Genomic DNA, 19,208 nt, shown 5'->3' with positions numbered 1-19,208 from the left:
GCCTCCCTGACCTTTACTCTTGCCCCGCGAACCAATGTTCGCGTGCTTTCATGATCAATGCCTTGGCATCGTCTTCGGGCTGCCCGGTCAGCTCGGTCAATTCGTCGATGGCCAAATCGGCCAGATCGTCGCGGGTATGGATGCCGCCTTCGGCCAACTTCGCAATCAGCTCGGGCGTCATGCCTTCGAGGTCGCGAAGGTCCTGCGACACGCTCTCAACACTGTCCTCACGGGCAATTTCCAATGTGAGCAGCACGTCTTTGGCGCGCGCACGCAGTTCGGTCACGGTTTCCTCGTCGAAGCTCTCGATTTCGAGCATCTCCTGGAGCGGCACATAGGCCACTTCTTCGAGGGTGTTGAAACCTTCCTCGATCAGGATGTCGGCGATCTCCTGATCCACGTCGAGCTTTTCCATGAACAACTTGCGCGCCGTGTCGGTTTCGTCGGCCTGCTTCTGGGCCGATTCGGCGGCGTCCATGATGTTGATTTTCCAACCGGTGAGATCGGACGCCAGGCGCACGTTCTGGCCACCGCGGCCAATGGCGATGGCCAGGTTTTCTTCGTCCACCACGACGTCCATGGCGTGCTTTTCTTCGTCCACCACGATGGAGGAGACGTTGGCCGGCGCCAATGCACCAATAACGAACTGCGCCGGGTCTTCGGACCACAGAACGATGTCGACGCGCTCGCCAGCAAGCTCGTTGGTGACGGCGTTGACGCGGGTGCCGCGCACACCGACACAGGTGCCGATAGGATCTACACGGCGATCGTGCGAAAGCACGGCAATCTTGGCGCGACTCCCTGGGTCGCGGGCGCAGCTCTTGATTTCCAGCAGACCCTGCTCGATCTCGGGCACTTCATGGCGGAACAGTTCGATCATGAACTCCGGCGCCGAGCGCGAGAGGATGATGGGCGCGCCGCGCAAAGTCAGATCGACTTCCATGATCATGGCGCGCACACGGTCGCCGCTGCGCAGGTTTTCCTTGGGGATCATCTCGCCGCGGCGCAGACGCCCCTCGACCCGGCCCGACTCGACGATCAGGTCGCCCTTGTCCATGCGCTTGACCGTGCCCGTAAAGATTTTTTCGCCGCGCGACATGAAGTCGGACAGCAGCATTTCGCGCTCGGCGTCGCGGATTTTCTGCAGAATGACCTGCTTGGCCGCCATGGCACCGATGCGACCAATGGGCACCGATTCAATACCCTCTTCGATGTGCTCGCCCACTTCGACGTCGGGCACACGATCACGGGCGTCCATCAGCAGCTCTTCGGCGTCTGGGTTTTGCAGACCAGCGTCGTCAGGCACGACGAGCCAGCGGCGGAAGGTTTCGTAATTGCCGCTGTCGCGGTCCAGCGCGACGCGGATATCCACTTCGCCGGAATAGAGCTTTTTCGTCGCCTGCGCCAGCGCCAATTCAACGGCGCCCAGCACCACGTCGCGCTCGACGTTCTTCTCGCGCGAAATGGCTTCAACCAACATCAACAGTTCGCGATTCATGCAACGACTCTCCTATTTCTTTTACCCTTGGGCAGCGTGGCTGCGACCCAGATCCACTTCACCCTTTCGGGGAATCATTGCGGCGCCGGTTTGGCGCCGCGCCCCTTGAAATTCACAATCGGCGCCAGCCGCGCGTCTTTCAGCTCATCAAGCGCAAAGCCCAAGGCCTGCAGCGGCGCCGGGGCGCGCTTGGCGCTCACCCGCTGACCCGGCTTGACCGCTGGCTCATCGCGCCAGGTGATCTGCCAACCACCCCCCTCGGCCCGCTCCAGCGTGCCGCGAAACTTCTTGCGCAAAGGGCTGACCTGGCCTGCAGCCGCCACTCCAATAGGCTGCTTGAGCGTCAGGTCAACCACCTCACCCTCAAAACGTACAAAATCCTGTTCATGGCGCAGGGGGCGATCGATACCCGGCGAGGAGACCTCAAGCCGCTGGTACTCCACCGCCTCCACTTCCAACGCAAACTGCAACTGCCGCGTGACCTTTTCGCAGTCTTCCACCGTCACGTACACCTCATCCACCGGGGCTGCGCCTTCCGCTGGCGCCTGCCATGGCAGGTCAATGGTGATGCGCAGCAGGCCACCGGAACTGCGCTCGATTTCGACCAGGTCATAACCCAGGCCGATGACGGTTTGCTCAACAATTTGCTGCAGTGCCACGTGTATGCGTTCAATCCCGGAAAAACAAAAAACCCGAGAACCCCCTGAGGCTTCGAGCTCCAAAAGCTGACGGCCAAAAAAAACGGGCGGTTGGTACCCGCCCGCTTGGTCGTGAGAAGGCGATTATAGCTTGGAACGCCTTGTCAGAAAAGCGCTTCGGCCGGCGAAACGGCAAAAAACGGGCTTGTCCGCCGCTTGCTCGTTGGCAATGCAACGCCAAAACGTGGTTGCGGCCTCAGGCGCGCGCCAAACGCACCCGATGGAACACGGCTTGCGCTTCGGAATCGACCTCTGCCTGGGCGACGTGCCCTGCGTCTTGCAGGCTGGCGATCAAGCGACTCAGCACCGCAGCATGGGGCAGCAAAGGGCCGAGAAAACGCGCCCCGTGAGCGTCCGCTATCAGCAGCGTGGGGAAGGTCTCCACATCCAGATCGCCCGCCAGCTCGGATTCGTCCTCGATGTCCACCCACTCAAAACGCATCTGCGGCCAGTCGCGCGCCACTGCGAGAAAGATGGGGCGGTAATCGGTGCAGGTATTGCACCAAGCCGCGCACAGGCACACGACCCACCACGCCTCGGCTTGAGCAATAGTGTCTGCGCTGCGCTGCATGGTTTTTTTGACTTCCTGTTGTGGCGGCAAGGGCTTGATCGTAGCGCGTGGCGCCGGGACCGCCGGGCAGGCTCAATTACTACGTTTTTGATAGCTTCAATCAATTACCAGATAAGCGCAGGAGGCGAAAAATCCTCGAATTCTTTGCTGGCGCACGATCAAACCGGCGCGTCGCCCCCCTCCGGCGCCAAAAAGACCTCTGGGTCGGGCAGCGCAGTGCTAGGCAACTGCATCTCGTCCGGACGCAGCTGCTCGGTAAATCCCTCCAGAGAGCCCATGGATGTGCGGTCACGCCGCGCCACCGGGTCGGAGAGCATATAGGCGCAGGCCAGTCGGGCGAGCGCGAGCAAGGCGTCTCGGTGGGTGCGTTCGTGCGCGTGCGAGGCGTCGGCGCCAAAGCCGATGAGCGCAGTGCGGATGTCGTTTCCTGCCTCCACGGCGGCAGCCGAGTCCGAACGGTAAAACTTGAACACATCGCGCCGGTAGTCAATGCCGTGCTCTTGCGCCAGGCCTATGAGCTTGTGCGTCAGGTGGTAGTCGAACGGGCCTGAGAGGTCCTGCAGGCAAATGGTGACGGCGTGTTCGCTGGTGTTCTGGCCCGGCGCAGAGATGGCGATGTCGAGGCTCACCATCTCCGCAATGTCGCCATGCAGCGCGGCAGACGCGCCCGAGCCCACTTCCTCGGTGATGGTGAACAGCGCCAGCGCGTCCACTGGCAGCTCGCGCCCACTGTCCACCACGGCTTTGCAGGCGGCCAGCAGCGCAGCCACGGCGGCCTTGTCGTCCAGATAGCGCGAGACGATGTAGCCGCCCGGCGCCATTTCGAGCTGCGGGTCAAAGGCAATCCAGTCGCCCACGTGGACGCCGGCATCGATGAGTTCCTGCGCCGAATGCGCAGGAACGTCCACACGCACCTCGACGTGGTCCCAGCTCGACGGCTGCGTATCCACCTCGCCGCCAAAGGCGTGCCCGGAAGACTTGAGCGGCAGGCAGGAGCCGCGCAACTGGCCGTGGTCGGTGTAGATGGTCAGGCGCCCGCCTTCGGCAAAGCGCGAAGACCAGGAACCTATGGGCACGATGGCCAGCCGCCCGCTCTGCTTGATTTCGCGAACCATGGCGCCCAAGGTATCGAGGTGGGCGACCAGCGCTCGCGCGGGCCGGCGCTCGCGCCCGCGCAGCAAGCCGCGGATAGCGCCACGCCGGGTGATTTCGTAGGGAATACCGATGGATTCGAGCCGCGCGGCGGTGTAGCGCACGACGCCATCGGTCAGACCGACCGGACTGGGCAGCGCCATCAGCTGCAGCAAGGATTCCTCGAGAAAGGCGGTGTCGATCGTTGGCAGCGCCACCTGCGGCGCGTGGGTGCTTGGATTCATGGGGTCGGGCTTTCACATTGGGTGCGCGGAAACAGCATGTCGACAAAGCGCTGCACCGTAGGTTGCGGCTCGTGGTTGGCCAGGCCCGGACGTTCGTTGGCCTCGATGATCACGTAGTCGGGGCCATCGACTGCGGGAACCAGGAAGTCCAGGCCTGTCACGGGGATGTCGAGAATGCGGCTGGCGTGCTCAGCCGCGCTGCGCAGTTGCGGATGCAGTTGCTCAGTGACGTCGTGGATCGTGCCGCCGGTGTGCAGGTTGGCCGTTTTGCGCACCGCAAGCGTCCATCCTGCGGGCAGCACGTCGGTCAGCTTGTGGCCCTGGCCCGCCAGACAACGGCGCGTCTCGCCATCCACCGGAATACGCGATTCCCCCCCCGTGGCGGCGCTGCGGCGACGGCTTTGCTTGTCGATCAGTTCGGCGATCGTGGCGTGCCCGTCGCCCACCACCTGCGCGGGCCGCCTCAGCGCAGCGGCCACGACCTGGTGGTTGATGACGACGATGCGCAAATCCTGGCCTTCGCAGAACTGCTCGAGCAGCACGCGCTCCCCGTGCTGCTGGGCGGTGGCAATGGCATCTTCCATATCGTCCACCGTTTGCGGCTTGATGCTGATGCCCTTGCCCTGTTCGCCGTCGAGCGGCTTGACCACGATGTGCCCGTGCTGCTGCAGGAACGCTGCGTTGTGCGCGGGGTCACCGGCCAGCGTCTGCTGTGGCACCTTGAGGCCCGCACCTGCCAGCAGGCGCACCGTCACGCGCTTGTCGGCGCAGCGGCTCATCGCCACCGCACTGGTGAGTTCGGTGAGCGATTCACGGCAGACCACGCTGCGCCCGCCGTGGCTGAGCTTGAAGTAGCCGTTTTCTGCGTCTACCAACTCCACCAGGATGCCGCGCCGCTGCGCTTCGTCCACAATGATGCGGGCGTAGGGGTTCAGGGCCGCCTCGTCACCGGTGGTCGGGCCCGTGAACAGTGGTTCGTTGATGGCGTTGCGGCGTTTGACCGCAAACACGCGCAAATTCTGAAAACCAAGCTTGCCGTAGAGCGCAATCGCCGATTGGTTGTCGTGCAGCACCGACAAATCCATGTAGGCCCGCCCGCGCGCCTGAAAATGCTCCGCCAGGTAGCGCGTGAGCGCCTCGCCAATGCCGGGGTGCGTGGCCTGCGGCGCCACCGCCAGCGCCCACAGACTGGAGCCCGGCTCGGTGTCGTTGAAGGCTTCGGCGTGATCCAGACCCATCGCCACGCCCAGCACCTCGCCGCTGGCCTGGTCTTCGGCCAGGGCATAGATCATGGTGCGGTCGGCGCGGCGAGCCCAGACGCGCTGCGGGTCCACCGGCACCATGCGGCGGCTGCGGTAGATCGCATTGATGGCGGCAATGTCGGCGCGTGTGCGCAGCCGCCGGACGGTAAAGCCGCGCCGCCGCGCCGGTGAGGGCCGGTAGCTGGCCAGGGTCAGGCGAAAGGCCTCGGACGGATCAACAAACAACTGCTGCGGCGCCTGGGCGACCACCACGTGCGGCTTGTCGACGTAAAAGGCAATGTCGCGCTCGCCCGGACTTTCCTGCAGCAACTGCGCTGCCACCTGGGCCGGGTCGGCAAAGGTGTGACCAGCCACCAGACGGCCCCAGCCGCAGTCCACCACCGCATTGGCCAGTGGTGCCTGGCTGCGCGCGCCCTCGGCCTTCGGCAGGGGACTGCGGTCCAGACGCAGAGCGCGTTGGGCGTGTTTGCGCATCATGGTGGCCTCCGTCATGCCAGGTGGGTCTGCAGCCACATCTCCAGCAGGCCCAGCTGCCAGAGCTTGGAGCCGCGCAGCGGCGTGATGTGTGCGCCGGGGTCGGCCAGCAGCTCGTCGACGTAGACCCGCTGAAACAGGCCGCGCTCCTGCGCCGCGCGGCTGCCGAGCGCGTCTTTCACGTTGGCCAGCACATTGCCTTGCAAGTACTTGAGCGCGGGGACCGGGAAATAGCCCTTGGGGCGGTCGATGACGGCTGCAGGGATCACCTTGCGCGCGGCTTCCTTCAGGATGCCCTTGCCGCCACCGGCGAGCTTGTGGCGCGCCGGAATGCGCGCAGCCAGCTCAACCAGTTCGTGGTCCAGGAAAGGTACGCGCGCTTCCAGGCCAAAGGCCATGGTCATGTTGTCCACGCGCTTGACCGGGTCGTCCACCAACATCACCGTGGTATCGAGGCGCAGCGCCTGCTCTACCGGGTCGCTCGCACCGGGGGCAGCAAACCGCTCGGCCACCAGCGCACGCGAGGCGTCCGCCGTGGCGTAGCGCGCCTGCACGGTGCGCGCCATCTCGGCGGGTCCCCGGTCACGAAACGCTGCCAGGTAGTCGTCCACCGGCTGGCGGCTTCCAGCGAGCGCCGGATACCAGTGGTAGCCGCCAAACACCTCGTCGGCGCCCTGCCCGCTTTGCACCACCTTGCTGTGGCGCGAGACGGCTTCGGAGAGCAGATAAAAGCCAATGCAGTCGTGGCTGACCATGGGCTCGCTCATGGCGGCAATCGCCTCGGGCAGGCGGCGCAGCAGCTCGGCTTCGGGCACGAAGATGCGCTCATGGATGGTGCCAAAGCTTTGGGCCACGATCTCGGCGTATTCAAACTCGTTGCCCTTCTCGCCGCCCACGTCCTCAAAGCCGACGTTGTAGGTGCGCAGATTCGGAACACCGGCTTCGGCCATCAGACCCACGATCAAGCTGGAATCAACCCCACCCGAGAGCAGCGCGCCCACCGGCACATCGGCCACCAGACGGCGGCGCACTGCGGCGCGCAGGCTCTGCAGCAGGATGTCGCGCCAGTCGTCAAACGAGCGGTTTTCTTCTTCCGTGGTGCGCGCGTAGTCGAGTGCCCAGAAGATTTTTTCGCTGCGCCGACCATCGGGCTCGATCACCATCAGCGTGCCGGGCGGCAGCTTCTTCACGCCGCGCAGCAGGGTGTGCGGCGCCGGCACCACGGCATGGAAGGACAAGTAGTGGTGCAGGCCCACCGGGTCGATGTCGGTATCGATGCCGCCGCCCGCAAGCAGCGCCGGCAAGGCGGAGGCAAAGCGCACACCGCCCGCCACCTCGGCCCAATACAGCGGCTTGATGCCCAGCCGGTCACGCCCCAGCAGCACCTTGCCCGAATCGCGCTCCCAAAGCGCAAAGGCAAACATGCCGTTGAGCCGCTGGACGAAATCCGGCCCCCAGGCGTGGTAGGCCTTGAGGAGTACCTCGGTGTCGCCGTGCGAAAAAAAGCGGTAGCCCAGCGCTTTTAGTTCCTTGCGCAGTTCAGGGTGGTTGTAGATAGCACCGTTAAACACGATGCCCAGGCCCAGATGCGGGTCCACCATGGGCTGCTGCGCCGCGTCGGACAGGTCCATGATTTTCAGGCGCCGGTGGCCAAAGGCCTTTCCTGCCGTCGCGAACACACCCTGGCCGTCCGGTCCGCGCGGCGCCTGCCGGACGTTCATGCGCGCCAGCGCAGACAGATCCGCTTCGCGGGCGTCAAATCGTAGTTCTCCGGCGATGCCGCACATGGGCAGTCCCTCCATCGGTGGGCTGCGCCTGTGCGGTACCTCGGAGCGCGACCAGCGGTCGGGCGGGTAAAGCAGGGATGCAGCCGGTACATGGCAGCCACAACCAGTGCACGCGGAACAAGACGTTCGGCGCGGCCGCCAACCGCCAAGTGGTGCGGCGATCAGCAACGGGATGGGCCCTGTTGCATGCACACAGGGTTAAAAGACGCGTCATTATAACTATAAACAAGCATAATGCAAGCACTTAATGGCCAAATTGGCATATAATTGCATGTTCCAGGCCGATCCGGCCGGACGCCTCCGCCCTATCGGGCGCACCATTCCCCCCGCTTTTTCTCTCTCCTGGCAGGCGCCAGCTTCCCGCGCGCCCTTTCTCCCCTTTCTCATGACCGTTTCCTCTTTGCGCCAGACCTGGCTGTTCAACGTGCGCGGCGACGTGCTGGCCGGCCTGGTCGTCGCTCTGGCGCTGATCCCCGAGGCCATCGCCTTCTCCATCATTGCCGGCGTGGATCCGCAGGTAGGCTTGTACGCCTCCTTCAGCATGGCTGTGGTCATTGCCTTTGCTGGCGGGCGCCCCGGCATGATCTCGGCCGCCACCGGCGCCATGGCGCTGGTGATGGTGACGCTGGTGCGCGACCATGGCCTGCAGTACCTGCTGGCGGCAACACTGCTCACCGGCGTGCTGCAGATGCTGGCGGGCGCGCTGCGCCTGGGAACGTTGATGCGCTTTGTTTCGCGTTCGGTGGTCACCGGCTTCGTCAACGCACTGGCGATCCTGATCTTTCTGGCCCAGTTGCCCGAACTGACCAACGTTCCCTGGACGGTGTATGCCATGACGGCGGGGGCCTGGCCATCATCTACGGCCTGCCCTACCTGACTCGCGCGGTACCGTCGCCACTGGTGACCATCGTCGTGCTCACGGCGATTTCCATGGCGCTGGACCTGGATATCCGCGCCGTGGGCGACATGGGCGCACTGCCCAGCACGCTGCCAGTATTCCTGTGGCCGCAGGTGCCGCTCAACCTGGAAACGCTCTCCATCGTGCTGCCCTACGCGGCAACGCTGGCTGTAGTGGGCCTGCTTGAATCGATGATGACCGCAGCCATCGTCGACGAGTTGACCGACACCCCCAGCAACAAGAACCGCGAATGCGTCGGCCAAGGCGTCGCCAACGTGGCCACCGGCCTGCTGGGCGGCATGGCGGGCTGCGCCATGATTGGCCAGTCGGTCATCAACGTGAAATCGGGTGGGCGCGGGCGCTTGTCGACGCTGGTGGCCGGGGTGTTTCTGCTGGTGCTGGTGGTGTTTCTCGGCCCCTGGGTCAAGCAGATTCCCATGGCTGCCCTGGTGGCGGTGATGATCATGGTGAGCCTGGGCACCTTCAACTGGAGTTCCATCGCCCGCCTGCGCAGCAACCCGCCCAGTTCCAGCATAGTGATGCTGGCAACGGTGCTGGTCACGCTTTTCACGCACGATCTGGCGCGCGGCGTGCTGACGGGGGTGCTGCTCTCGGCGCTGTTTTTTGCCAGCAAGGTCTCGCGCGTGCTGCGCGTAGACAGCCGGATGGACCAAGGCGTGCGCGTCTACCGCGTGGTCGGCCAGGTGTTTTTTGCCTCCACCCAGCGCTTTCTGGCCACGTTTGACTTTCGCGAGGCCGTCTCCGCCGTGTGCATCGATGTAAGCGCCGCGCATTTCTGGGACGTGAGCGCGGTAGCCGCGCTCGACCAGGCCGTGCTCAAGTTCCGCCGCGAGGGTGCCAGCGTGGAGGTCTTGGGTTTGAACGCCGCAAGTGCGACACTGGTGGACCGCTTTGCGCTGCACGACAAACCCGGCGCTATTGAAAATCTTATGCACTGAGTGGACAAGAACCTCAAAACGCCATGTTGAACAAATCCCTCGCACGGCGCGCATCATCGCGGCGACTTATTCCGCATTGCCCTAACAGGAGGTCCCCATGAACAAGGTCTACGCCTGCATCGACGGCCGCGCCACCACCACCGCCGTCATCGACTGGGCCGCCTGGGCGGCACAGCGCCTGCCTGCGCCGCTCGAATTGCTGCATGTACTGGAGCGCTCGCCCGAATTGCCCAACGTGGGCGACTACACCGGCGCGATTGGCCTGGGGGCACAAGAGGTACTGCTACAGCAACTGAGCGCGTTGGACGAACAACGCGGCAAGCTCGCCCAGCAGGCTGGGCGCGAAATGCTGGAAGCCGCCAGCCTGCGCGCTCAAAACGCCGGCCTGCCGGTGCCCGCCACCCACATGCGCCACGGCGAACTGGTCGATACCCTGCTGGAGCTCGAACCCGAACTGCGTTTGTGCGTTCTGGGCGCGAACCACCGCGCCAGCGGACCGCGCAAGCTCCACCTCGACCACCACGTCGAGAGCGTCATTCGCGCGCTGCAACGCCCGGTACTGGTCGCCACCAGCGAGCACTTTGCTGCGCCTGAGCGCTTTGTGGTGGCCTACGACGCCAGTCCCACGGCCCGCAAGATGGTCGACATGGTCGCCGCCAGCCCTCTGCTGCGCGGCTTGCCGGCGCTGATTGCCATGGTGGGCGCAGACACTGCCGAAGCGCAGGAGCAGCTGGCCGCCGCTGCGGAACTGCTGCGTGTGGCCGGTTTTGCGGTGCAGACGAAGCTGCTGCCTGGCGAACCCGAGCAAGCCCTGCCCGAACTGCTCAGCACCCAGGGCGCGGCGCTACTGGTGATGGGCGCCTACGGCCACTCGCGCATCCGCCAGCTCATTGTCGGCAGCACCACGACCACGCTGCTGCGGCTCTCGGAGCTGCCGGTATTGATTCTGCGGTAGCTCTGTTTTTAATAGCTGCTGGCGCTTATCCAATAAGCGCTAGAGCCACTTTTAACTGAAATTTTCACCGCGCACGGGACGTACGGCCCGGCGCCCCGCCCGGTTCACCAGCGCCACCAGCGACAGCATCACCGGCACCTCCACCAGCACGCCCACCACGGTGGCCAGCGCCGCGCCGGAGTGCAGGCCAAACAGCGAAATCGCCACGGCCACGGCCAGCTCGAAGAAGTTCGAGGTGCCGATCAAACAGGCCGGGCCGGCGACCTCGTGCGGCAGCCTGAGCCAGCGCGCGCCCCACCAGGCAATGGCAAAAATGCCGTAGCTCTGCACGACGAGCGGCACGGCAATCAGCGCAATCACCAGTGGCTGCGCGACGATGGTGCCGGCCTGAAAACCAAACAGCAGCACCACCGTGGCGATCAGCCCGGCAATCGACCACGGCTTGAGGTGCGCAACAAAGTCGGCCACGGCGTGCTTTGAGCGGCGCTGCAAGAGCGCCCGTGTGGCCATGCCCGCCGCCAGCGGCAGCACCACATAGAGCACCGTGGAGAGCACCAGCGTCTGCCAGGGCACCGTCACGTCCGTCACCCCCAGCAGAAAGGCGGCAATGGGCGCAAAGGCGACCACCATGATGAGGTCGTTGACCGACACCTGCACCAGCGTGTAGTTGGCGTCGCCCTTTACCAATTGGCTCCAGACGAACACCATCGCCGTACATGGCGCCACGCCCAGCAAGATCATGCCGGCGATGTACTCGCTGGCCGATTGCGGGTCGACCCAGGACGCAAACAAATAGCGGAAGAACAGCACGCCCAGCGCCGCCATGGTGAAGGGCTTGATGAGCCAGTTGACCACCAGCGTCAACAACAGACCGCGCGGTTTTTTGCCAACGTCCTTCACCGCGCTCCAGTCAACCTGGATCATCATGGGATAAATCATCACCCAGATGAAGACGGCGACAACCAGGTTGACGTGGGCCAGTTCCAGCGCGGCAATCGCCTGGAAGGCGCCCGGTGCCAGCAATCCCAGGCCCACACCGGCCAAGATGCCCAAGCCCACCCACACCGTCAGGTAGCGCTCAAACAACCCCATCTCAGACTCCCGCCGCTTGAGCTTGGAATTGGGAGCCGGCAAGCTCCAGCAGGCGCGCGATGCCGACGGGCTCCTCGCTCAGCAGCGGCACGATGGCCCAGCGCTTGGCGTGCTGCGTGGTGACGGCATCGATCTCGCGCAGTTCGTTGCGGGCGCGCTGGCGCAGCAGTGGCGAAGTCACCCGGGCCGCCGCCACGCTGTTGTTGATGACCCAGGCCCAGGGCTCGATGCCGGCGCGGCGCAGATCGTTCTGCAGATTGGCGGCTTCGAGCACGGGCGTGGTCTCGGCCAGCGTGACCAGAATCACCTTGGTCTGCTTGGGGTCCTGGAGCTGCATCATCGGCGTGGTGAAGTGCACGCCGGTGCTGCCCATCTGGCGCACGATGTCGCGGTGGTAGGCGCCGGTGGCGTCCAGCAGCAAGAGCGTGTGGCCAGTGGGCGCCGTATCCATCACGACAAACTTCTTGCCGGATTCGCGGATGGTGCGCGAGAAGGCCTGGAAGACGGCGATTTCTTCGGTGCATGGCGAGCGCAGATCTTCTTCGAGCAATGCGCGTCCGGCGGCATCCAGTTTCGCGCCCTTGGTCGCCAGCACCTGCTGGCGGTAGCGCTCGGTGACCTCGTGCGGATCGATGCGGCTCACGGTGAGGTTCTCCAGCGCGCCGCCCAGCGTCTGCTCCAGGTTGGCTGCCGGGTCCGACGTAGACAAATGCACTGCAAAGCCCCGGTGCGCCAGTTCCACCGCGACGGCGGCGGCCAGCGTGGTCTTGCCCACGCCGCCCTTGCCCATCAGCATCACCAAGCCGTGGCCGTCGGCAGCAATGCCGTCCACCAGCGCAGCCAGGCGTGGCAGGTCGATGTCGGGCTGTCCGCCGCTATCGCCGGGCACCGGCGCCGCCGCCGTGTCCACCAACAACTGGCGCAAGGCCTCGCGCCCCACCAGGTTGAAGGGCTTGAGCGCCACAAGGTCGGTCGGCAGCGACTGCAGGGCCGGCGGCATGGCGGCGAGCACGGCCTGCTCGCGCCGGCAAATGGCAGCGGCCAGCGGGTCTTGCGCCGCTTCGCCAGGCGGAAACACGCCGTTCACCACCAGGTACTGCTGCCCCAAACCGATGGCCTGCAGTTCGCCGTGCGTGCGCGCGGCTTCGCGCAGCGTGGACTGCTGCGCGCGGGCCACCAGCACCAGCCGGGTGCGCGTGCCGTCGGCCAGCGCCGCCACGGCCGCCGCGTACTGGCTGCGCTGCTTTTCCAGCCCGGCCAGCGGTCCCAGGCAGGAGGCGTCGCCCTTGCCAGACTCCAGAAAGCCGCTCCAGGCCCCCGGCAGTTGCAGCAGACGGATGGTGTGGCCGGTGGGCGCGGTGTCAAAAATGATGTGCTCGTAGCGCGCGTCCAGGCTGGTGTCGGTCAGCAGCGCGGTGAACTCGTCAAACGCCGCAATTTCGGTGGTGCAGGCGCCCGAGAGCTGCTCTTCAATGCCCTTGACCACGTCATCGGGCAGCACGCCACGCACCGGCCCGACGATGCGGTCGCGGTAGCCCTGGGCAGCGGCTTGCGGGTCTACCTCCAGCGCCCACAGGCGTGGCACCTCGGGCACGGCCGTGACCTGGTTGCCGATCGCCAGGCCAAACACCTGGCCCACGTTCGACGCCGGGTCGGTGCTGACCAGCAGCACGCGCTGACCGCGGGCCGCCAGTTGCATGGCCGTGGCGCAGGCCAGCGAGGTCTTGCCGACGCCGCCTTTGCCGGTGAAAAAGAGAAAACGCGGTGCGTTGTCGAGAAATTGCATGGGTTTATTCTGGTTGTTTCAGCAGCAGGCGCCGCCCGAACAGCTAGCACTCGCAGACTGCGGCTCCACAGTGGCCAGCGCCGCCCCGCCGCCCACGAGCGTGCCGATGCGATCCAGCTCGGCCTTGAGGCGGGCTGGATCGGTTTTCAAATCTTCCAGCGGCAAAACAAGAAACGCTTCGATGCGCGCGCGCAGCGTGCGGTAGGCGGCCAGAAAGGCGGCATCCATCTGTGCGTCGGTACCGGTGGCGTGTGCCGGGTCGTCCACACCCCAGTGCGCGCGCAGCACCGGCCCCAAATAGGCGGGGCAGGTTTCGCCGGCGGCGCTGGCGCACACGGTGACCACCACGTCGGGGACCGCTGGCAAGTTGTCCCACGACTTGCTGTGGCAGCCTTGCGCCGCGATGCCTTCGCGCGCCAGCAAGGCCAGCGCGCGCGGATGCACCTGCCCGGTGGGCTGGCTGCCGGCGCTCAGGGCGCGCCAGCCCGCCGGGGCCAGGTGGTTGAAGCAGGCCTCGGCAAGGATGGAGCGGCACGAGTTGCCGGTACAAAGGAACAGGACATTCATGGCAGGCTTGGGAAGCAAAGAAACGGGGATGGCGTGGGCGCCGCAGGGCGGATCGGCTTCTCAATCCGTGCGGGCTGGCGTGCTGCCGCAGGCGAGGCATTCCGGCACGCCCAGCCCTTCGCACAGCGCCGGTTGGCCGGCGCAGCATTCGTCCGTCAGATAGGCGATCAGTTCGGCCATCAAGGCGATATTGGCCCGGTAGCGCTGGTAGCGTCCCTCCTGTGTTCCGGTCAGCAGACCGGCCTGCGTGAGCGCCTTCAGGTGGAACGACACATTGGTGGCGGGCAAGCCCAGCGCGGCCGCAATCTCGCCGGCCACCAGCCCCTGCGGGCCTTGTTTGACGAGCAAGCGAAAGACATCGAGCCGAACGCCCGAGGCCAAGGATTCAAAGACGGTGGTGGCGGTGGCTTGGTCCATATTGCAATTATTCAACAATCATTGAATGGTTGCAATGACATCCAATCAGCGCGATCAACCGGACACAAGATAGCTATTACTTTAATAGCTATCTTGTCTTTTCTATCAAGCGCTAGGGTTCGATTCTTATCGATTTTCCGCCGTCATTCAGAGCACCTGCTCGAAGTCGATGAAGCCGCGCTCCACATTGGTCTCCACCAGTTTGACGCGCAGCTTCTGCCCCACGTCCAGGTGGGTGCCTCCGCCCACCAGCATGCCTTCGGCCGGCGGCGCAAAGATGCGCACCCAAACGGCGCGGTCGCTGGCGCCAGTGACGACGGCATCAAACTTTTTGCCCACCATGCCTTGCAGGTACAGCGCGGCCTCGGATTTGCGCACGCTGCGCTCGACCTTTTGCGCCGCGTCTTCCTGCTGCGTGCAGTGCTCGGCCAGGCGCTCCAGTTCCGCCGTGCCATAGGGGGAACGCTCGCCCTGCAACAGCGCCTTGACCATGCGCAGCGTCACCAGGTCGGGGTAGCGGCGGTTGGGCGCGGTGGAATGCGTGTAGTCGCGCACGGCGAGACCAAAGTGGCCAATGGGCTCGCCCTTCGGGTGCTCGACCACGTACTCGCCCGATCCCATGAGCTTGACGACGACCAGCGAGAGGTCGGGGAAACGCAGTGGGTCGGCCTTGCGCCGCCGCGCCAGAAAGGCTTCAAGTGCCAGCGAATCTGGCTCGGCCGGCAAACGCTCGCCGTACTTGGCGGCCACCTCCACAATGCGGTGCCAGCGCTCGGGCGAGCGCACCACGCGGCGCAGCGCGCTGGCTCCGTTCTGCGCCAGAAACTGCGCCGTGCAGGTGTTGGTGGCAATCATGAATTCTTCGATCAGCTGGCGTGCGCGGTTTTGCAAATGCTGGCGGATGTCCACCACGCGCTCGCCTTCGAACACGGCGCGCGGCTGGAAGGTTTCCAGCTCCAGCGAACCTTGCTCGCGCCGGCGCACGCGCATGCGCTGGGCCACGGCGTCCTGCGTGCGCAGCTGCTCGTCCATGCCGGGGACGGCACGCGCAGCTTCGGGCAAATCGCCTTCGCCTTCGATCCACGCAGCCACGGCGTCGTAAGCCAGCTTGGCCTGATTCAGAACGCGGGCGCGGTGCACCGTGCTGTGGGTGACTACGCCAGCCTTGTCCACCACCATCTCGGTGACGATGGCCAGGCGCTCCTGGCCGTCGTTGAGGGAAGTCAGGTCAGTAGAAAGACGCTCGGGCAGCATGGGGAATATCCGCACCGAGGTATAGACCGAAGTGGTGTTGGTGCGCGCGTGCACGTCGATGGCGGAGTTCTTTGTCACCAGCGCATCGACATCGGCCACGGCGACAAAAATCTTCACCGCGCCGCCGCCCAGGGGCGCGCACGCCGTGAGCTGGTCGAGGTCGAGCGAATCGTCGTTGTCGATGGACGACCAGGGCAGCGCGGTCAGGTCGCGGACCGTCGGGCCCTTGTCCTCGCCCGGACCCGTGAGCGCCGCAAGCTCCCGCAGCGCGCCTGCGGGGAACTCGGGCTCCAGGCCGCGCTCCTTCATGGCCTCGATGGCAATACGGACCAGGTCGCTGCGGCGAAAGTTCTGTCGTTGGCTCATGGCCAGACTGTACGGCAGCCCTCAGTCCGCCAAGCGCGCTGCCGGGCGCACGCGCAGAAAAACGCCCATGGCCGCGACCGACAGCGCAGCCGCCAGGCCAAATGCCGCGCTGGGCGCCACTGTCCACAGCGCCCCGGCCACGAGCGAGGCCGGCAGGTACAGCGAACCGGTGACGAAGTTGTAGGCCCCCATGGCCGTGGCGCGGCGTTCGGGCTCGATGTCGGCAATGAAGGCCTTGCTCTGCGATTCTTCAATCGCGTAGAACACACCGTAGATACAAAACACCGCGACCATCTCCCAGCGTGTGCTGGCAAACACCATCCACAGGTTGAGGCCGGCGTAGGTGGCGTAGCCCAGCAGCACGATGCGGCTGCGCCCGACCCGGTCGCCCAGGTGGCCCACCAGCGGTGCAGCAACGACGCAGGTGGTGTTGAACAAGGCGTAGAGCAGCACCACATCGGTCAGGCTGAAACCCACGTCGTGCGCGCGCACGAGGAAAAAACCCAGGCTGAAGTAGCCCAGCGCGAACACGCCCGCAGGCACCAGGAAACGCTTGAAACCGGGGCTGAGCTGCTGCCAGTTCTGGCGCAGGCTCTCGCGCGGGTGCGGCTGGCCCGGCGCATTCGAGACAAGCATCAGGACCAGCACGCCAAGCACGGCGGGCACCACCGCCACCAGAAACAGCAAGCTGTACGTGCTGGCCGACTCTCCCAGCCATTTCAGCAAACCATAGGCCACCAGCGGGCCCAGCACGGCGCCCGACTTGTCCAGCGCCTTGTGCACGCCCAGCGCGTAGCCGCGCTGCGCCTCGCCTGCCACCGACACCAGCCACGCGTCGCGCGGCGGCCCGCGAAAGCCTTTGCCCAGGCGCTCAAGCACACGGAACACCGCCAACCCGGTGATGGACGAGGACACCAGCAGGATCAACTTGGCCAACGTGGAAAAGCCATAGCCTGCGGTAGCCAACCATTTGCGCTGGCCGCTGCGGTCCGACAGCCAGCCGGCGATGTAATTGAGCGACGACGAAGAAAAATCTGCCAGTCCCTCGATCAGCCCCAGCAGCGCACTTGACGCCCCGGCCACGGTGGTGAAGAACACCGCGAACACCGAGAAAATCATCTCCGAGCTCAAGTCGGTGAGAAAGCTCACCAGGCCAAGCTTGAGCACGTCGGGGTGCAGCTTGGCCCTGCGTGGGCCCCCGGCTCGGGGCGCGGCGGGGTCAGGCGCTGCGGGAGGGGGCGGTGGCGGTGGCGGTGGCGGTGGCTCTGGGAGCATGTGTGTCGGGCGGCGCCCAGGGCGGGAGAGGGATTTAACTATCGAAACAATAGCTTCTAGCGCTTACTGCATAAGCGCTAGAGCCCATTTTTACCTAAACTTTTCTTGTCGATACCCGCTCAGCATCAAGGAACCGGCGCGAAGTCAATAAAGCCCTGGGCCACATCGGTGCTCAGCAGCCTGACGCGCAGCTTCTCGCCCACATCGAGCTGCGGCCCAGCGCCCTCCAGCTTGCCTTCAACCGGCGGCGCCAGGGTGCGAATCCAGGTGCCCCGGTTGTTCTTGCCGGTGACGATGGCGTCGAACTCCGTGCCCACCTTGTCTTGCAGGAACAGCGCAGCCTCGGACTTGCGCAGGCTTCGCTCGACCTTTCTGGCGGCGCTTTCCTGGCGGTTGCAGTGCTCGGCCAGCGCCTGCAGCTCGGCCACGCTGTAGGGCGAAGGCTGGCCGGCCAGCGCAGCCTTGACCAGCCGGTGGCTGATCAGGTCGGGGTAGCGGCGGTTGGGCGCGGTGGAATGCGCGTAGTCGCGGATCGCCAGGCCGAAGTGACCGTAGTCCTCGACCGCCACGGTTTTCGAGTGGTCGATGGGGGCGCCGGGCTGGGCATCCTCGATGACGTATTCGCCCGCGCCCATCAGCTGCACGATGGTGAGCGAGAGATCGGGAAAGCGCAGCGGGTCGGCGGCGCGGCGGCGTTCCAGGAACGCCTCCAGCGCTTTGGCGTCGGGCTCGGCCGGCAAGGTTTCGTCGTACTTTTTGGCGACCTCGACCACACGGCTCCAGCGCTCAGGCGAGCGCACCACGCGGCGCATGGCCAGGCCTCCGTGGCGCTCCAGATACTGGGCCGTGCAGATGTTGGTGGCGACCATGAATTCTTCAATCAGCTGGCGCGCGCGGTTGTGCTCGCGCTGGCGGATGGCGACGACCTGCTCGCCCTCCACCTCGGCGCGCGGCTCAAAAGTTTCGAACTGCAGCGCGCCCTGCGCCGTGCGGCGTGTGCGCAGCGCCTGGGCGGCGGCATCCTGGGCTCGCAACTGGGCGTCCATACCGGGCACGTCGCGCGCGGCGGCGGGCATTTCACGGGTTCCGTCGAGCCAGGCGGCCAGGGAGTCGTAAGCGAGCTTGGCGTGGTTGCGCACCAGCGCGCGGCAGGTTTTGGAACTGCCCACCTGCCCGTCGGCGTCCACCTGCATCTCCGTGACGATGGCCAGACGGTCCTGGTGCGCGTTCAGCGATGTGAGGTCGGTGGAAAGCTGCTCGGGCAGCATGGGAAACACACGCGCCGCCGTGTAGACGGAGGTGGTGTTGACCTGCGCGTGCAGGTCAATGGCCGAGCCTTTGTGCACCAGCGCATCCACATCGGCAATCGCGACCAGCAGGCGCCAGCCTTGCGCGGCTCGCTCGCACACGCTCAGCTGGTCCAGGTCTTCGGAATCGTTGTCGTCAATCGAGCACCAAAGCAGCGCGCGCATGTCCTTGATATCGGGGCCAGAGTCTTGCGCAGGCCCTGCAATGGACGCCAGTTCGGCCAGCGCAGCAGCAGAAAAATCGGGCGCCAGGCCATGCGCGGTCAAGGCCGCCACCGCCAGCTGAACCAGGTCGCTGCGGCGTGAAATCCCTGGGTGGCTCGCTGTGGCATCGGCCTGAACGGCTTCGGTTCTGGAGGGTTCGCTCATGCCGCGATGGTAGAGCCTCAAGAGCCAGTCCTGTCCATGGGCTACCTGCCCAAGGCGCTCACCCGGCGCTCGGGCTCCAGGCTTGCTTTTGTCGATCGGCTCGGCACTTCGATGCTGGCTTTGGCGGGTATCCGGATGGCGATTGAATTACTATCAAAACAATAGCTTCTATCGCTTTACAGAAAAGCGCTAGAGCCAAATTTCAGCAAGAACATGTGCCAACGCAACAAGCCCGCCCAGGTGGCTGCCTAAACTGAAGCACGCAGCGCCCTCTGCCGCGCCCCATTGCGGCCACGC

The 19,208-nt window shown here is 65.2% G+C and carries 15 protein-coding genes and 1 pseudogene; 3 read left to right on the top strand and 13 right to left on the bottom strand.

The genetic code is table 11. From position 1 onward, the window contains the following. Positions 1-13: 13 nt before the first annotated feature. From nusA to C6571_RS14405, 6 genes are all read right to left on the bottom strand, one after another. Positions 14-1,498 carry a transcription termination factor NusA gene (gene nusA, locus C6571_RS14430; RefSeq protein WP_106447306.1) on the bottom strand — a complete coding sequence of 495 codons (1,485 nt, stop codon included), beginning with the start codon at positions 1,496-1,498 and terminating at the stop codon, positions 14-16. Positions 1,499-1,572: 74 nt separating this feature from the next. Beyond that, positions 1,573-2,157 (bottom strand): ribosome maturation factor RimP, encoded by a 585-nt coding sequence (gene rimP / locus C6571_RS14425; protein WP_106447305.1) that lies wholly within the window; start codon positions 2,155-2,157, stop codon positions 1,573-1,575. A 235-nt stretch (positions 2,158-2,392) separates the two neighbouring features. Beyond that, positions 2,393-2,767: a thioredoxin family protein gene (locus C6571_RS14420; RefSeq protein WP_106447304.1), complete on the bottom strand. Its 375-nt coding sequence runs from the start codon at positions 2,765-2,767 to the stop codon at positions 2,393-2,395. A 158-nt stretch (positions 2,768-2,925) separates the two neighbouring features. Continuing rightward, on the bottom strand, positions 2,926-4,143 hold the full coding sequence (locus C6571_RS14415) for an osmoprotectant NAGGN system M42 family peptidase (RefSeq protein ID WP_106447303.1): 1,218 nt from the start codon (positions 4,141-4,143) through the stop codon (positions 2,926-2,928). Then, positions 4,140-5,882, bottom strand: coding sequence for an N-acetylglutaminylglutamine synthetase (ngg, locus tag C6571_RS14410; RefSeq protein ID WP_245901297.1), 1,743 nt, complete (start codon positions 5,880-5,882; stop codon positions 4,140-4,142). Before ngg ends, C6571_RS14415 begins: the two co-directional genes overlap by 4 nt. A gap of 11 nt (positions 5,883-5,893) precedes the next feature. Beyond that, positions 5,894-7,666, bottom strand: coding sequence for an N-acetylglutaminylglutamine amidotransferase (locus C6571_RS14405; protein WP_106448258.1), 1,773 nt, complete (start codon positions 7,664-7,666; stop codon positions 5,894-5,896). Positions 7,667-8,051: 385 nt separating this feature from the next. Between C6571_RS14405 and C6571_RS14400 the strand changes: the two are divergent. Continuing rightward, a pseudogene (locus tag C6571_RS14400) lies at positions 8,052-9,523 on the top strand (SulP family inorganic anion transporter). Between the two features lie 97 nt (positions 9,524-9,620). Next, the gene (locus C6571_RS14395; RefSeq protein WP_106447302.1) at positions 9,621-10,478 is read left to right on the top strand and encodes a universal stress protein; all 858 of its coding nucleotides are present in this window, start codon (positions 9,621-9,623) and stop codon (positions 10,476-10,478) included. Between the two features lie 51 nt (positions 10,479-10,529). Here C6571_RS14395 and arsB read toward each other — a convergent pair whose 3' ends face one another. From arsB to C6571_RS14360, 7 genes are all read right to left on the bottom strand, one after another. Continuing rightward, positions 10,530-11,570, bottom strand: a complete 1,041-nt coding sequence (arsB, locus tag C6571_RS14390) for an ACR3 family arsenite efflux transporter (protein ID WP_106447301.1) — start codon at positions 11,568-11,570, stop codon at positions 10,530-10,532. Between the two features lies 1 nt (position 11,571). After that, complete coding sequence (gene arsA, locus C6571_RS14385; protein ID WP_106447300.1) at positions 11,572-13,356, bottom strand: arsenical pump-driving ATPase; 1,785 nt, start codon at positions 13,354-13,356, stop codon at positions 11,572-11,574. Positions 13,357-13,374: 18 nt separating this feature from the next. After that, positions 13,375-13,923 (bottom strand): arsenate reductase ArsC, encoded by a 549-nt coding sequence (locus C6571_RS14380; protein WP_106447299.1) that lies wholly within the window; start codon positions 13,921-13,923, stop codon positions 13,375-13,377. 60 nt (positions 13,924-13,983) lie between these two features. Beyond that, the gene (locus C6571_RS14375) at positions 13,984-14,340 is read right to left on the bottom strand and encodes an ArsR/SmtB family transcription factor (RefSeq protein ID WP_106447298.1); all 357 of its coding nucleotides are present in this window, start codon (positions 14,338-14,340) and stop codon (positions 13,984-13,986) included. Between the two features lie 147 nt (positions 14,341-14,487). Then, a complete protein-coding gene (locus C6571_RS14370; RefSeq protein WP_106447297.1) occupies positions 14,488-15,960 on the bottom strand; it encodes an RNB domain-containing ribonuclease in 1,473 nt (490 codons plus the stop codon). A 21-nt stretch (positions 15,961-15,981) separates the two neighbouring features. Next, positions 15,982-17,127: an MFS transporter gene (locus C6571_RS14365; RefSeq protein WP_245901296.1), complete on the bottom strand. Its 1,146-nt coding sequence runs from the start codon at positions 17,125-17,127 to the stop codon at positions 15,982-15,984. Between the two features lie 233 nt (positions 17,128-17,360). After that, positions 17,361-18,911: an RNB domain-containing ribonuclease gene (locus C6571_RS14360; protein ID WP_106447295.1), complete on the bottom strand. Its 1,551-nt coding sequence runs from the start codon at positions 18,909-18,911 to the stop codon at positions 17,361-17,363. Positions 18,912-18,947: 36 nt separating this feature from the next. Between C6571_RS14360 and C6571_RS20185 the strand changes: the two genes are divergently transcribed. After that, positions 18,948-19,076 carry a hypothetical protein gene (locus tag C6571_RS20185; protein ID WP_276329904.1) on the top strand — a complete coding sequence of 43 codons (129 nt, stop codon included), beginning with the start codon at positions 18,948-18,950 and terminating at the stop codon, positions 19,074-19,076. Positions 19,077-19,208: the final 132 nt, after the last annotated feature.

The organism is Simplicispira suum (assembly GCF_003008595.1).
GTDB classification, from domain to species: Bacteria; Pseudomonadota; Gammaproteobacteria; order Burkholderiales; family Burkholderiaceae_C; genus Simplicispira; species Simplicispira suum.
The sequence above is the reverse complement of the archived record's forward strand: the minus strand, read 5'-3'. Positions and strand labels throughout refer to the sequence as shown.